This window comes from Saccharopolyspora sp. NPDC002686 (assembly GCF_040295745.1).
In the GTDB taxonomy this organism is placed as follows: Bacteria; Actinomycetota; Actinomycetes; order Mycobacteriales; family Pseudonocardiaceae; genus Saccharopolyspora; species Saccharopolyspora oryzae.
This window is the reverse complement of sequence record NZ_JBEOVY010000217.1, coordinates 1-13,211: the sequence shown is the minus strand read 5'-3', so window position 1 is coordinate 13,211 and position 13,211 is coordinate 1. Positions and strand designations below refer to the sequence as shown.

Sequence of the window (13,211 nt, the reverse complement as noted above, 5' to 3'; positions counted from 1 at the left end):
GGCGATGGCGGCGGTCGGCGTGCTGCCGCCCGGCCAACCCGGCATGAAGCCGGCGCGGGAGAGGTGCACCGCGGCCACCATGTCGGCGACCAGGTTCTCGACGCGCAGCGGCTCGCTGTCGCCGAGCGCGGCGGCGAGCTCGGGCAGAAGGTCGTCCCACTGCTGCCAGAACGCCTCGGCGCGGGCGGCTGCTTCGGCGGGCACGTCGACCGGTTCGGCGGCGGCGTCTTCAGCCGCACGGCGGCGGAGGAACCTGAACATGCCGCCCATTGTGCCGGTCGGCCTGCCGCGCGCGGGGCCGAACGGGTGGACTCACCCCGCCAGTTCGGCTGTGACGATGCCCGCCAGCTCGACGATCTCCACCCCGCGCACCTGCCGAGCCGCATCGAGCGCGCCGGTCAGCGCGGTCAGCGGATCGTCGTGGGTGGCCTGCCGAACGGCCTCCGCAGCCCGCCGGTGCGCGCGGACCTTGCTGCACGGACGGCTCCGGATGCTCTGCCAGGACAGCTCCCGCACTGCTTCCGCGAGCGCGTCCTGGTCGACCGGCGAACCGGTGCTCAGCGCGCACGCGGTGCGGCGCAGCACGGGGTGGTCCACGCAGTCGGCGGCGACGATGACATGCCGGGCGACAGCTGCCGCAGCATCCCGCAGCGGCTGACCGCCGGCTTCCCGCAGCGTCGGGAGCAGCTCCGCCGGGTAGCCGACGACTTGTTCCATCGGGTCGGCGACCGCGACCAGGTCGTCCGGCCACGGTGCGACGGGGAAGGTCCGGAGCCGCCCGGCCAGCCAGCCCGGGGTCGGCGGCAGCCCGGTGAGCCGCCCGGCCAGGGCCAGCATCAGCGCCACCGGATCGGCTTGCGACCAGGGCAGATCGGCCCGCAGTTCTTCCAGCTCGTCGGGCGCGCCGCCCTCCCGGTACTCCGGCAGCACCGCCTCGAACGAGGTGCGCAGCTCACCGCCGACGGCGTGCGAGAAGCGGGTCAGCCCGCTGCCGTCCCAGAACACCGAGACCGCGGTGGTCTCGGCGACCCGGCGCAGGACTTCGGGACGCCGCCCCTGCTCGCCACCGTCCTCGATCACCAGCAGCCAGTCGCCGAGCTGCTTGAGCGCGATCATCGGGTGCCGCTCCTGGTTGGCGAAGGCCTCCTCGCAGAACTCGTCGACGTCGAGCTCCCGCCCGAACTCGGCGACCCCGCCGAACGCCGCGGCGACCTGCTCGAGGTCACCGCCCCTCACGAACGTCAGGCACGCCGCTTCCTGGATGATGCTGCGCCGAACCCACTCGGCGCGCTCGATCTCGCTGACGCAGTAGCTGCCCACGGCGTACTTCCTACCAGCGCACGAAGGCCCTCACGCCCGAATCGGGAAAAGACCCACCAACAACAGCCCCGATCACCGACCGAAGTCCACAGAGGACTCATCCGGCGGCGTTAGTTGCGCCACTTGGACCAAGTCGATCGTCGAGCCCCGCACTAACCGCCCCCGTCCAGGGGGCTGCGGGCGAGAGCTCACGCCAGGCAACAGCTCGCCATCGCGCTCGTCCCCGCTCAGCACCACCGTCGCACACCCAGACGCTCGCAATTTCCCAAGGAATCCGCTGTTCAAGGTGCCACCGACATTGATCGAGTTCCGGGTGACGATCAGGTGGACCCCAGCCTCCCCTCCGCGCGCCAGTACGTCCGCGTAGCGCTGCAGCATATCGCCGTTGAAAAGCTCGCAGTCTGCGATGACCAGGAAAATCGGGCGCGGGCCTTCAGCGGCGCCGTAACCCTGGAACGAGCGTGTTTCAACCTGGAACGCCGCCTCATTGAGGATGCGGTTGAAATCCGCGACCGACGCGGCGTATGAGCGCTGCCGACCTTGAAACCGGTCGAACAATCTGCGCTTGGGATCCAGCACGAAGACGTTCCGTTCGCTGATCGCGTACAGCCGTTCGATTTCAGTCAACACCAGGCGCACCAGGTTCGTCTTGCCAGCCCCCGGCTCCCCTAGGCACAACAGATGCGGGTGCGAACTCAGGTTCAGCTCAGCCCAGCGGTCAAGGCCAGCCAGCTTGCCGAACCGGATCTGCGCCCCCGCGGTAGCGAGCAGTTCTCGATACGGCACGACTTCCGGCGGGAGCGATAGACCACGCACCTTCGACCTGCCTGATTCACCTGCGATGCGCCGAGCAAGAGCGCGCGTGTTCTCCTTCTGCGAGACCAGGTCATCCGAATCAAGCCAGGGCAGCGCCGCGCGGAACGGGCGTCCAGCTGCCGTGCCAACACCCGGGCTTTCCGAGGAGAGCCACACCTGCATCGGGAATTGCTCGTGGAGGTTCAGATCCTCGAGGAGCTTTTCGCGGGACACCGTGATCAACCCGATCTTGTGCCCCGGACCTTCCTGCGCGAGCTTCTCGAACTTCGGCAGTAGATGTGGCGCCGCCACCGTCAGCACTTCGAGCTGCTCCAGCACGAGAACAATGCTGTTGTGCACATCCGAAGGACTTTTCCGCCTGTCCTCGAGCACTCCACACAGGTGATTGAGCACCATCTCCGTGGCATCCACATCAGCGATGTCGACGTCCGCTGCGACGTGCGGCAGTTCTGCCAGCACCTCAGTGCACGAGTGGTAACTGCCGACGAAGTAGAGGTGCAGCTCTTCCGGCGGTTGGGCCAGCGCGAACGCCAGTACAGCGGTCCTAGCCAGGAATGCCTTACCCGAAATGCCGTCACCGCTGATGGCCAGGTTGGCGCCGACCGGGATCCGCAAAGGACGAGCTTCGCCCTCCTCCACGTGATCCACGATTCCGATGGGGACATCTGTGCCCAGCTCCGGATCAGCCGACCCCGCTGCCAGCAGCTCGCCAAGCGTGATCGGCGAGGACATCGGGTTACGGATGTCCACCGCCCGGTCCGGAACTATCGCGGCCAGCCGGTCGACCTGCTCGGACCAGTCCGCCCTGTCTGGATTCCAGGCCCGAAACCTGATCGCCGGCGATCCCGGCGACTTCAGGAGTGCGATCCCCGGTTGGCTAGCCGAAAGCTCGGCCGCGGCAGCATTTCCCAACAGCAGTTCCGAATCAGCTCTCCGCGCTCGGTGCACGATCCAGAACCCGCAGGCGTCCGCCAACTCCGCCTGCAGGCTGCCCGCGAGGCTGCGCGCCAGCAGGACGACGTGGACGCCGACTTCCCCTCCCAACTCCATGATCTCCAACAGCTGCTCCCCCACACCATCTGCTGGCGAGGCCGCCATGTTGTGGATGAAGACCACCAGTGCAGGACGAGCTCCATCGTTCTTCCGCCGTCGACGGACGATCTCTCGACGGAGGGCGTCGAACTGCGGAGACGAGCGGGAAGTCAGGAACAGTGTCTCTGCGGAGTACAACGCGACGTGCGGACCGGCAGCGAAGTCGCGGAACGGCAACCGCGGCGATCCGGTGAGAAAGGCCAGATTCACATCGCGCGGCGAGCAGTTCGACATCAGCTGCAACGCCATCGACCGCATCGTTTCCACTGCGCCCGACTCTGCTTCGCCGATGATCATCCCGTGCGGTCCGGCACCGCCGTCACCTGGCGACCGCAGATCCACATGCACGGTTCTGCCGAACGGATCCACCCCTACCGGGATCCGCAGCCGCTCTCCTGCGCTGCGCGACCACGCAGTGTTCGGGTCGAAATCCGCGGCGGCGATGCCGAGAACACTGCTGAGCTCGGGCGCGAGAGTGGTGTCGTACAGCTTCCGACCGGCGATGTCTTCGACCATCGTCACGAGGGCTTGCTGCACCGTACCCACCCCACGGGGTGTCGAACCTGGTGTGACCAGCTGAAACCTTCTACCTCCCGCCGTAGCCGACCCTCCCCCACTGGGGAGTTCCACCTTAGTGCGGAAGTGGTGGAGCACGGACTCCTGGATCTTCGACCACGAACGCGCCGCGATGACGACGTGCACTCCGAAACTGGCCCCGTGGTCGGCGATGCGCTCCACCCGCTCAACCAGCCTCGGATTCTCGGCAGCGAAGACCTCCCAACGGTCGATCACCAGGAAGATGTCCTGAAATCCGCCACCTCGCAGCGCGCGGTTACGGCGCGCTGCGCGGAACTCCACGGGGGATTCGAACGCCTGCTCCCGAAACAGAGCTCGGCGGGCCGAAATCGCCGCGTCCGCCTCCGTGAGCGCTTCCTCGATCCGCCCGCTCTGCTCAGGGCCGAGGACTTCCGCCACGTGCGGGAGCTTGCTGAGAAGTCCGAAGCGACTCTCCGAGTCGATCAGGTGGATCCGGACCTCATCCGGCGCGGAGTCGGCCGCCAGGCTCAGCAGCAGGGTTCGGAGGAAGTGGGTCTTCCCGGACTGGGACGGACCAAGAACAGCAAGGTGGCTGTGAGCCTCGCTTAGGTCGAGCAGGAACGGTTCCCACCCGGACTTCGTCGCCCTGGTGCCAGCGACGACGTTCAGCGTGGTCCCCGCCGGGCCACTGACCTCCGCTTTCGGGTGTGCGAGCAACGTCCCCAGGTCCATCGGGGCGCTCTCCGACAGCAACGCCGCAGGTAAGCTCGCGCCAGGCTGGGTGGTCCGGGCGAGGACGAAGTCGCCGGACATCTGCATCTCCCGCTTGGGAGTCTGGCCCGTTCCGTCGAGCTCCGCGCGTACGTGCTTGTAGAGCTCGTCGCCGGTGATCAGCCCATCACCATCGAGGTCGGCCGCACCGGTGCGAATCCCGTCGAGCAGAGCCCTGGTGAACAGCGATGACACCGGATCGCTGGACGTCAAACTGCGATCCTCGTAGGCGTACTCCAGCGCGCTGGTCGCGGTGATGGTGCAGCTCCCCCGACCGGCCAGCTGACCGAGGTCGATCTGCTCTGCTGCTTTGGGCACCAAGCCGTGCGAGAACGCGCCGCTGAAGCAGCAGTCCAGCAGGACGACCTTGGTCCCGGCCTGTGATCCGCTCAACTGGTGCTGGACGAAAATCGAGCTGACGGCGGTCGACTCCACTCGCGCCATGTCGGTGTTGCAAGCAGCGAAGAACAGCTGTCCGCGATCGTTCTTGATCCCGTGGCCAGACACGTAGAGCAGCACGAAGTCATCGGGGGCAGCGCCAGCGAAGACATCCTCGATAGCGCTCTCGATTCCGCGCTTCGACTCGTCGTGCAGCACTTCGGCCTGGAAGTCGCCCTGCGACACCAGGACCTGCCGCAACTCTTCGGCTTCCCTGCTGGGCGCGCGCAGTTTCCTGAACTCGTCGTCCGCATATCTCGACGTCGCGACGAGCAGCGCGATTCGGCGGCCAGCCATGGCTTACTGCGGGTCCGACGGCTCGTCGCGAAGCTTAGCCGCGATGACCTCCACCAGGCGGTGCTGGTCTTTGCTGGAGAGGCTCTCCAACTCGAACTTCTCGCCGTCCGTCTCGATGCTCACGCGGCGCGCTTTGGCCTGGTCGATGCGTGCGACGAAGATCTTTGCGAACGCTGCAGCCGTGGCTGCCGAGAACACGCCGCTGAGCGCGATCTGCCCGAGCACCAGGGCAGCGCCGGACTTCGAGCCGTCCGGGCCGCTACCGCGCACCCGGTCCACGCGGACCGCACCGACCTCGCGAAGCTCGCTGAGTAACCGCTGGGTCAGCTGTTCCAGCTGTTCCGGAGTGTCGTCAGGCAGGTCGAAACCGATCAGCCAGCGGGCCATGCGCAAACCTTCCGCACGAGTACTCGAACATCCCACGGTAGCCGATCGAGCACTCTGCGAAGTGCGGTTCGCTACTTCTCGGCTTCGTCGGTGAAGAGCTTGGCGAGGTCGTTGGTGAGGGTGATCGCTCGGCGGGTCCAGGCCGGGGTTGCGCCGGCGAGGCCGCAGGTGGGGGTGGGGACGCTTCGCTCGGCGAGGGCTTTTCGGGCGAAGCCCAGGCGGGAGGCCAGGTCGAACGCCGGTTGTGCGAGGGTGCGCAGGGCGGAGTTCGCCGGTTCGGTGCTGGGCACCAGGCCGAGGAACAGGGTGGTTCCCTCCTCCCACGCCTCGCCGAGTTCGTCGGCCAGCTCGCCGGACACGTCGCCGAGCCCGGAAGCGTCCAGCGCGATCGCGCCCGCACCTGCGCGGCGCAGCATCGCAACCGGCGGGCGCGGGGCGCAGCAGTGCACGATCACCGGAGAATCCGTTGCGGCGGCGAGCTTTTCGATGACTTGACCGAGCAGGCGTTGCGCTTCGGGCTCGGGGACGGCGGGAACCTTGCCGTAGCCGGACGGCGTGGGCAGGGCGCCTTTGAGCACCGCCGGCAGCATCGGCTCGTCGAGCTGAACAACGACACGGGAACCGGTGCGGTTCGCGACCTGCGTCACGTGCTGGCGCAGTCCCTCGGTCAGCGACTCGGTGAAGTCGCGCAGCGCGCCGTGGTCGGTGAGCACGCGGTGCCCTCGGTGCAGTTCGATGCCCGCTGCGAGCGTCCACGGGCCTGCCGCCTGCACCTTCACCGCGCGCGGTGCGCCCTTCTCCGCGACCGCTTGCTCCACCGCGTCCACGTCCCAGCGCAGCAGGTCGATGGCGCGCTGCTGGTCGCGGCCGGGGCGGCCCGCGACGCGGTAGCCGGAGGGCACGACCTCGACGGCCAGGTCCACCAGCAGTCCCGCGGTCCGGCCCAGGATGTCGGCGCCGACGCCGCGTCCCGGCAGTTCCGGGAACGGCATCAGGTCGGGCAACTCCCCGGCCACGGTGCGCGCGGCCTCCACCGGATCCGTCCCGGGCATCGAGCCGATGGCGGTGGCGATCCCCGGACCCCAAGCTGCGTCAGTCACCCCGCCATTATCGACAGCCCGCGCCCGCGCACCCGACCGGGCAACCCGGAGCTCGGCCTGCGAAGGTCGCTCCGCAGCTCATCGGTCGTGAGTACTTCGGGGTGTCAGAGCACCCCAAAGTACTCACGAACCCTGACCAGCCAGGACGGAGCCGTCAGCCGGTGAACTGGTCGCGGAGGACCCGCTTGAGGAGCTTGCCGGAGCTGTTGCGCGGCAGGTCGTCGAGGAAGTGGATCTCCTTGGGCACCTTGAACCCGGCCAGCTGGCCGCGGACGTGCTCGATCAGCTCCGCCTCGGTCACCTCGTCCTTGGGCACCACGACCGCCGCGATCCGCTCGATCCACTTCGGATCGGGCACCGCGACCACCGCCACCTCGCCCACCGCCGGATGCGTGTAGAGCGCATCCTCCACCTCGCGGGAGGCGACGAGCACCCCGCCGGTGTTGATCACGTCCTTGATCCGGTCCACCACGAACACGTAACCGGCCTCGTCGCGGCGCACCAGGTCACCGGAGTGGAACCAGCCGTCCCGGAACGCCTCCGCGGTCTCCTCCGGCTTGTTCCAGTACCCGGTGCACAGCTGCGGCGACCGGTAGACGATCTCGCCCGACTCCCCCGGCGCGACCTCCTCGCCCCGCTCGTCGACGACCTTCGCCTCCACGAACAGCACCGGCCGCCCCGCCGAGTCCGGTCGATCGGCGTGCTCCTCGGGCCGCAGCACGGTGGCCAGCGGCGCGATCTCGGACTGCCCGAAGCAGTTGTAGAAGCCGAGTTCCGGCAGGTGGTCCCGCAACCGCTGCAGCACCGGGCCGGGCATGATCGAGGCGCCGTAGTAGGCCTTGCGCAACGACTTCAGGTCCCGCTCGGCGAAGTCGGGGTGGTTGGCCAACGCGACCCAGACCGTCGGCGCGGCGAAGAACGAACCGATCCGCTCGGCTTCGATGCGCCGCAGGACGTCACCCGGTTCCGGCACTTCCACGAGCCGGTTGGTGGCACCGATCATCAGGTTCGGCAGCAGGAACACGTGCATCTGCGCGGAGTGGTACAGCGGCATCACGTGCAGCGGCTGGTCGTCCTCGGCGAAGTCCAGCGCGGCCAAGCAGGACAGGTATTCGTGCAGCAGCGCGCGGTGCGTCATCATCGCGCCCTTGGGCGACGAAGTCGTGCCCGAGGTGTAGAGCAGCTGCACCAGGTCGTCGTCGGCAACATCGACGTCGAGTTCGGGCAGCGGTCCCGCGGAGCATTGCGCCAGCAGCGAATCCGCGTCGCCGCGCAGCGGGATCACGCGCTCCAGCGAGGTTTCGCCGCGGACCTCGTCGAGCTTGCCCGCCAGCGCCGGGTCGACCAGCGCGATGCTGCTCTCGGACTGCGCCAGCAGGTAGGCGAGTTCGCCGGAGGTCAGGTTGTAGTTGATCGGCACGTGCACCAGACCCGCCCGCGCGCAGGCGAGGAAACCGATCAGGTAAGCGTCGGAGTTCTTGCCGTAGGCCGCGATCCGGTCGCCCTTGCTCGCGCCCGCGTCCAGCAGCACCCCGGCCGCGCGGGTGACCGCGTCGTCGAGCTCGGCGTAGGTCCACTCCGCCTCCTGCCCGGCGCTGTCGACGAACCGCAGGGCGACTCGGTCGGGAATCCGCGCGGCGCTGCGGCGCAGGACGTCGGCAACGGTGCTGGCGCGAAGATCGGACATCGGACCTCCAGTTCGCAGGTGGTCCACGACACTAACCGCGGAACGCGCCCGCTTTCCAGAACTCGCGCAGAGCCGCGTTGACGACGTCCGGACGTTGGCTGTGCGGCCAGTGCGAAGCGCCGGGAACCCGCAGCAGGTTGGCGCCGATGCGCTCGGCGGTGACCCGGGCGCATTCCATGATCGGCTCGCCGCCGTGCTCCCGGTACGCCTGCGGCGCGTTCTCCCAAGTGCCGGTGACCACCAGCTTCGGGAAGTCGCTCTCGGCGAGGGCGTCGGCCGGGATCTGCGCCTCCCAGGTCGGGAACTCGTTCAGCGCGGTCCGGGTGGCGCGCGCCAGTTCCGGCGTCGGCTCCGGCGCTTCGAAGCCGACCGACTCGAAGTTGAGCCGCACGAGATCGGCGTCGGTCAGATCCGGCGGCACGGATGCAACAGCGGCCCGGTTGCGCTCCAGGGCCGCGGCGACCAGCGGCGCATCGGCAGCGACCTGGAAGCACGCCGGCTCGATCAGCGTCAGCGACCGCACCGGACCACGCGCCGCGGCCAGCATCGCGACCACGCCACCCGACGAGTGCCCGACCAGGTGCGCGCCGCCGTCGAGCAGCGAGGCGATGTCGTCGGCGTCCTGCGCGTAATCGCTGCGCTCGACGTCCGGACTGCCGCCGTAACCACGCCGGTCGGGCAGCACGATCCGGAATTCCTCGGCCAGCGGCAGCTGCTCGCCGAAGCCGAACGCATCGTGCGTCGCCCACGTACCTGAGCCGTGGACGAACACCACGCGCTCACCGTCTCCCCGCTCTACTACGTGAAGAACACTCATGGAGCCGATCATGCCGCGAAACGCGCCGCGGTCAACTGCGCAGCGCGGCGATCGCCGCACCCAGCGCCGCCTCGCGGAAATCCTCCACCGAACCTTCGGTGAGCGCGCAGTCCTGCAACCCGCCGATCGCGACAGTCGCCTTGGCGATCTGCGCGGGCGTGGCGCCCTCGCCCACCAGCAGGCGGTAGGTCCGCTCGCGCCAGCCGAGCATCTGCTCCATCAGATCGAGCTGCGCCAGCGCCCCGACATCGCGGATGACCAGCTCGAACACCTGGCGGTGGCGCAGCACCACGTCGAAGTAGTCGGCCAGGAAACCCTGCGGATCACCCTCCGCGGCCTCCGCCAGCAGCGCCTCGACGTCGTCTAGCAGCGGCTGCACGATGCCGCGCACGAGGTCCACCTTGGACGGGAAGTGGTAGTACAGCGCGGCTTTGGTGATGCCGAGCTGCTCGGCGACCTCGCGCAGGCTGGTCTTCTCGAACCCCTGGCGGGCGAACAGCTCGGTGGCGACCGCGCGGATCTCCGCGCTGGTGTCGACCCGTGTCCTCGGCATCAGCACCCTCCTCCCCGAGGATCCTAGTGCTTACCGACCGGTAAATTACTTGCCGCCCGGTAAGTAGCCGCCTAGCGTGAGCGGCATGACCAAGACGATCCTGATCTCCGGAGCCAGCATCGCCGGCCCGGCGCTGGCGTTCTGGCTGCGCGAACACGGCTTCCACCCGACGGTCGTGGAGCGGTCACCCGCGATCCGCGACGGCGGCTACGCGATCGACGTGCGCGGCGCGGCGGTCACCGTGGCCGAGCGGATGGGCATCCTCACCGACCTGCGCGAAGCCCGCACCGGCATGCGGGGCATGACCATCGTCGACGGCGACGGCCGAGACCTCGCCTCGGTGCGCATGGACGAGCTGGTCAGCGGCCCCGACGACGTCGAGCTCATGCGCGGCGCGCTGAGCCGGATCCTGCACGAGCGCACCGACGGCGTCGAGTACGTCTTCGGCGACTCCATCACGGCGATCGAGCAAGGCCCCGACGCCGTCCGGGTGGAGTTCGAGCGGGCCGAGCCCCGCGAGTTCGACCTCGTGATCGGCGCGGACGGATTGCACTCCACCGTCCGGCGCCTGGCGTTCGGCCCCGAATCGGACTTCACCCGCTACCTGGGTTTCCACGTCTCGATCTTCAGCACGGAGAACTTCCTCGGCCTCGACCGCTGGACAACCGTGCACAACACGCCCGGCAGGCTCGCCGGACTGTACCGGGCGCGGACCGACCGCGGCGCGAAGGCGATCCTCGGCTTCGCATCACCGCGACTGCGCTTCGACCCGCGCGATCCGAGCACCCAGCTCCCGCTGCTGGACAAGGCGTTCCGCGACGAGCGCTGGATCGTGCCGCAACTGCTCGAAGCCGCCCGCAACGCCCCGGACTTCTACTTCGACTCGATCACCCAGATCCGGATGGACAGCTGGTCCCGCGGTCGCGTCGCGCTGGTCGGTGACGCGGGCTACGGCCCGTCCCCGCTCTCCGGCCAGGGCTCCAGCCTGGCGCTGGTCGGTGCCTACGTGCTGGCCCGCGAACTGCACGCAGCCGACGGCGACCACCACTGGGCGTTCCGCGCCTACGAGCGCGAGATGCGGAACTTCGTGGCGCTGAACCAGAAGATCGCCACGGACGGCGCGAAGACCCTCATCCCGAAGACCCGCACCGGCCTGTGGCTGCGCAACCAGATGTTCCGCCTGATGCCCCACCTGCCGAAAACCGCGGCCCTGTCCAAGAACGTCGAACGAGCGGCCAACGCGATCGACCTCCGAGACCGGGTTCCGCGGTGAAGGACATCTACCGGAGCGAGCGGAGCCGGCAGCTGATCGAGCAGTGGTGCCGCGGCCGGCTCGACGCGTGGGCAGTACCGCACCAACGCCGCGTGATCGCCGCGAGCGGAAGCACGACGCACCTGGTCATCGCCGGTTCAGGAGCGCAGACCGCGCTGTTCGTGCCGGGCACCAACTTCAGCGCGGCCAGTTGCCTGCCGCTCGCGACCGCACTCGCCGAGCGCTGCCGCGTGGTGCTGGTCGACGTCCCCGGTCAACCCGGGCTCAGCAGCGGTCGGCGAATTCCCGCGCCGCAACGGCAGTCCTGGTACGGGCGGTGGCTGGCGGAGGTGATCGACGAGATCGCCGAGTCCCCCGTGGTTCTGGCCGGTCACTCGCTGGGCGCGGCGATCGCGATGGCCACCGGATCACCGCTGGTCTCGCGGCAGGTGCTCCTGTCCCCCGGCGGCCTCGTCCGAGCGCGGATCACGCCCGGCATCCTCGCCGCGTCGATGTCCTGGCTGCTCCGCCGCCGCCCGACCGACAGCGCCCAGCTGCTCGGCACGATGCTCGCCCCCGGCCACCGCCCCCGACCGGAGCTGCTGGAGTGGATGACGCTGGTCGCCCGCCACGTGCGATCGAGCCTGGGCCCCGCAGGAGCCGTGGTGGCGGATCAGCAGGTGGACCGCGTGGTCGTCGTCGGCGACCACGACCGCTACTTCCCCAGCAGGCCCCTGGCCCGCGCGGTGCGGCGCACCCTCGACCGGCCGCTCAGCGTGCTCCCCTCAGCAGGACACCTGCTGATCGAAGAGCACCCCGACCACATCGCCGACCTGATCAGCGGGTCTCCGCGATGATGCCGCTGCCCAGGACCAGGTCGCCTTCGCCGTCCGGGCGGTACAGGACGATCGCCTGGCCCGGGGCCACGCCGCGCAGCGGCTGGCGGAGCTGGACGCGGATGCCCTCGCCGTCGGCTTCGGCGACCGCTTCGGCGGTGCCGCCGTGGGCGCGGACCTGGATCACGCATTCCGTCGGTCCGGCCAGCGGTTCCTCGGACGGCCAGATCGGGCGCTTGGCGTCGATCTCGGTCACCGACAGGCGTTCCGCCGCACCGACCTTGACCGTGCCGGACACCGGCTCCAGCGACAGCACGTAGCGCGGTCGGCCGTCCGCCGCCGGGGCGTCGATGCCCAGACCCTTGCGCTGGCCGATGGTGAAGCCGTGCACCCCGGTGTGCTCTCCGAGGACCGCGCCGGTCTCGTCGTCGACCAGCTTGCCCGGCGTCTGGCCGAGCTTGTTCTCCAGGAACTTCTTGGTGTCGCCGTCCGGGATGAAGCAGATGTCGTGGCTGTCCGGCTTCTTGGCCACCGCCAGGTCGCGCTCGGTCGCCTCCACCCGCACCTCGGACTTCAGCGAGTCGCCGAGCGGGAACATCGAGTGCCGCAGCTGCTCGGCGGTCAGCGAGGCCAGCACGTAGGACTGGTCCTTGCCCTCGTCGCGGCTGCGCCGCAGCTCCGGCACACCGTCCACGATGGACAGCCGGGCGTAGTGGCCGGTGCAGACCGCGTCGAAGCCCAGCGCCATCGCCTTGTCCAGCAGCGCCTCGAACTTGATCTTCTCGTTGCAGGTCAGGCACGGGTTCGGGGTGCGGCCCGCGGCGTACTCGCCGACGAAGGTCTCGATGACCTCCTCGGTGAACCGCTCCGCGAAGTCCCACACGTAGAACGGGATGCCCAGCAGGTCGGCGGCGCGCCGCGCGTCGCGGGAGTCCTCGATGGTGCAGCACCCGCGGGCCCCGGTGCGCAGCGTGCCGGGCTTGGCCGACAGCGCCAGGTGCACCCCGACGACGTCGTGCCCGGCGTCCACCGCTCGCGCCGCCGCGACCGCGGAGTCCACCCCGCCGCTCATGGCTGCCAGTACTCGCACGCCTCACACCTCCGTGGCGGTGGCCGTCGACCCCGCCGAAGATCGGCGCAACCCGGCCAGACCGGCGCTACGCGCTCGTCGCACCACCGGCCCGATGGCCTCGGTGAGTGCCTGTACATCTGCCGCCGTCGAGGTGTGCCCCAGCGAGAAGCGCAGCGACCCCCGCGCGGCCTTGGGGTCTGCCCCCATCGCGAGCAGCACGTGGCTGGGCTCGGAAA

Annotated in this window: 10 protein-coding genes and 2 pseudogenes; 2 read left to right on the top strand and 10 right to left on the bottom strand. The window is 69.2% G+C overall.

The features are described from left to right. From ABTZ89_RS25285 to ABTZ89_RS25250, 8 genes and pseudogenes are all read right to left on the bottom strand, one after another. Positions 1-261, bottom strand: a pseudogene (locus ABTZ89_RS25285) (hypothetical protein); the annotation flags it as partial. A 51-nt stretch (positions 262-312) separates the two neighbouring features. Next, positions 313-1,320: a DUF6461 domain-containing protein gene (locus ABTZ89_RS25280; RefSeq protein WP_351048962.1), complete on the bottom strand. Its 1,008-nt coding sequence runs from the start codon at positions 1,318-1,320 to the stop codon at positions 313-315. Positions 1,321-1,392: 72 nt separating this feature from the next. Continuing rightward, positions 1,393-5,271: a caspase, EACC1-associated type gene (locus ABTZ89_RS25275; protein ID WP_351048960.1), complete on the bottom strand. Its 3,879-nt coding sequence runs from the start codon at positions 5,269-5,271 to the stop codon at positions 1,393-1,395. Between the two features lie 3 nt (positions 5,272-5,274). Next, on the bottom strand, positions 5,275-5,658 hold the full coding sequence (locus ABTZ89_RS25270; RefSeq protein WP_351048957.1) for an effector-associated constant component EACC1: 384 nt from the start codon (positions 5,656-5,658) through the stop codon (positions 5,275-5,277). A gap of 71 nt (positions 5,659-5,729) precedes the next feature. Next, complete coding sequence (locus ABTZ89_RS25265) at positions 5,730-6,758, bottom strand: methionine synthase (RefSeq protein WP_351048954.1); 1,029 nt, start codon at positions 6,756-6,758, stop codon at positions 5,730-5,732. Between the two features lie 154 nt (positions 6,759-6,912). Next, positions 6,913-8,445 carry a fatty acyl-CoA synthetase gene (locus ABTZ89_RS25260; RefSeq protein ID WP_351048951.1) on the bottom strand — a complete coding sequence of 511 codons (1,533 nt, stop codon included), beginning with the start codon at positions 8,443-8,445 and terminating at the stop codon, positions 6,913-6,915. 31 nt (positions 8,446-8,476) lie between these two features. Further along, positions 8,477-9,262, bottom strand: coding sequence for an alpha/beta fold hydrolase (locus tag ABTZ89_RS25255; protein ID WP_351048948.1), 786 nt, complete (start codon positions 9,260-9,262; stop codon positions 8,477-8,479). A gap of 31 nt (positions 9,263-9,293) precedes the next feature. Continuing rightward, positions 9,294-9,815, bottom strand: coding sequence for a TetR/AcrR family transcriptional regulator (locus ABTZ89_RS25250; protein WP_351048945.1), 522 nt, complete (start codon positions 9,813-9,815; stop codon positions 9,294-9,296). 85 nt (positions 9,816-9,900) lie between these two features. Between ABTZ89_RS25250 and ABTZ89_RS25245 the strand changes: the two genes are divergently transcribed. Together ABTZ89_RS25245 and ABTZ89_RS25240 are read left to right on the top strand one after the other, a co-directional pair. Continuing rightward, a complete protein-coding gene (locus ABTZ89_RS25245; protein ID WP_351048942.1) occupies positions 9,901-11,088 on the top strand; it encodes an FAD-dependent monooxygenase in 1,188 nt (395 codons plus the stop codon). Beyond that, positions 11,085-11,924 (top strand): alpha/beta fold hydrolase, encoded by an 840-nt coding sequence (locus ABTZ89_RS25240; protein ID WP_351048939.1) that lies wholly within the window; start codon positions 11,085-11,087, stop codon positions 11,922-11,924. Before ABTZ89_RS25245 ends, ABTZ89_RS25240 begins: the two co-directional genes overlap by 4 nt. Here the strand turns inward: ABTZ89_RS25240 and mnmA are convergent. Both mnmA and ABTZ89_RS25230 read right to left on the bottom strand, forming a co-directional pair. Beyond that, positions 11,905-12,993: a tRNA 2-thiouridine(34) synthase MnmA gene (mnmA, locus tag ABTZ89_RS25235; RefSeq protein ID WP_351048936.1), complete on the bottom strand. Its 1,089-nt coding sequence runs from the start codon at positions 12,991-12,993 to the stop codon at positions 11,905-11,907. The genes ABTZ89_RS25240 and mnmA overlap by 20 nt on opposite strands. Positions 12,994-12,996: 3 nt before the next feature. Next, positions 12,997-13,211, bottom strand: a pseudogene (locus ABTZ89_RS25230) (cysteine desulfurase NifS); the annotation flags it as partial.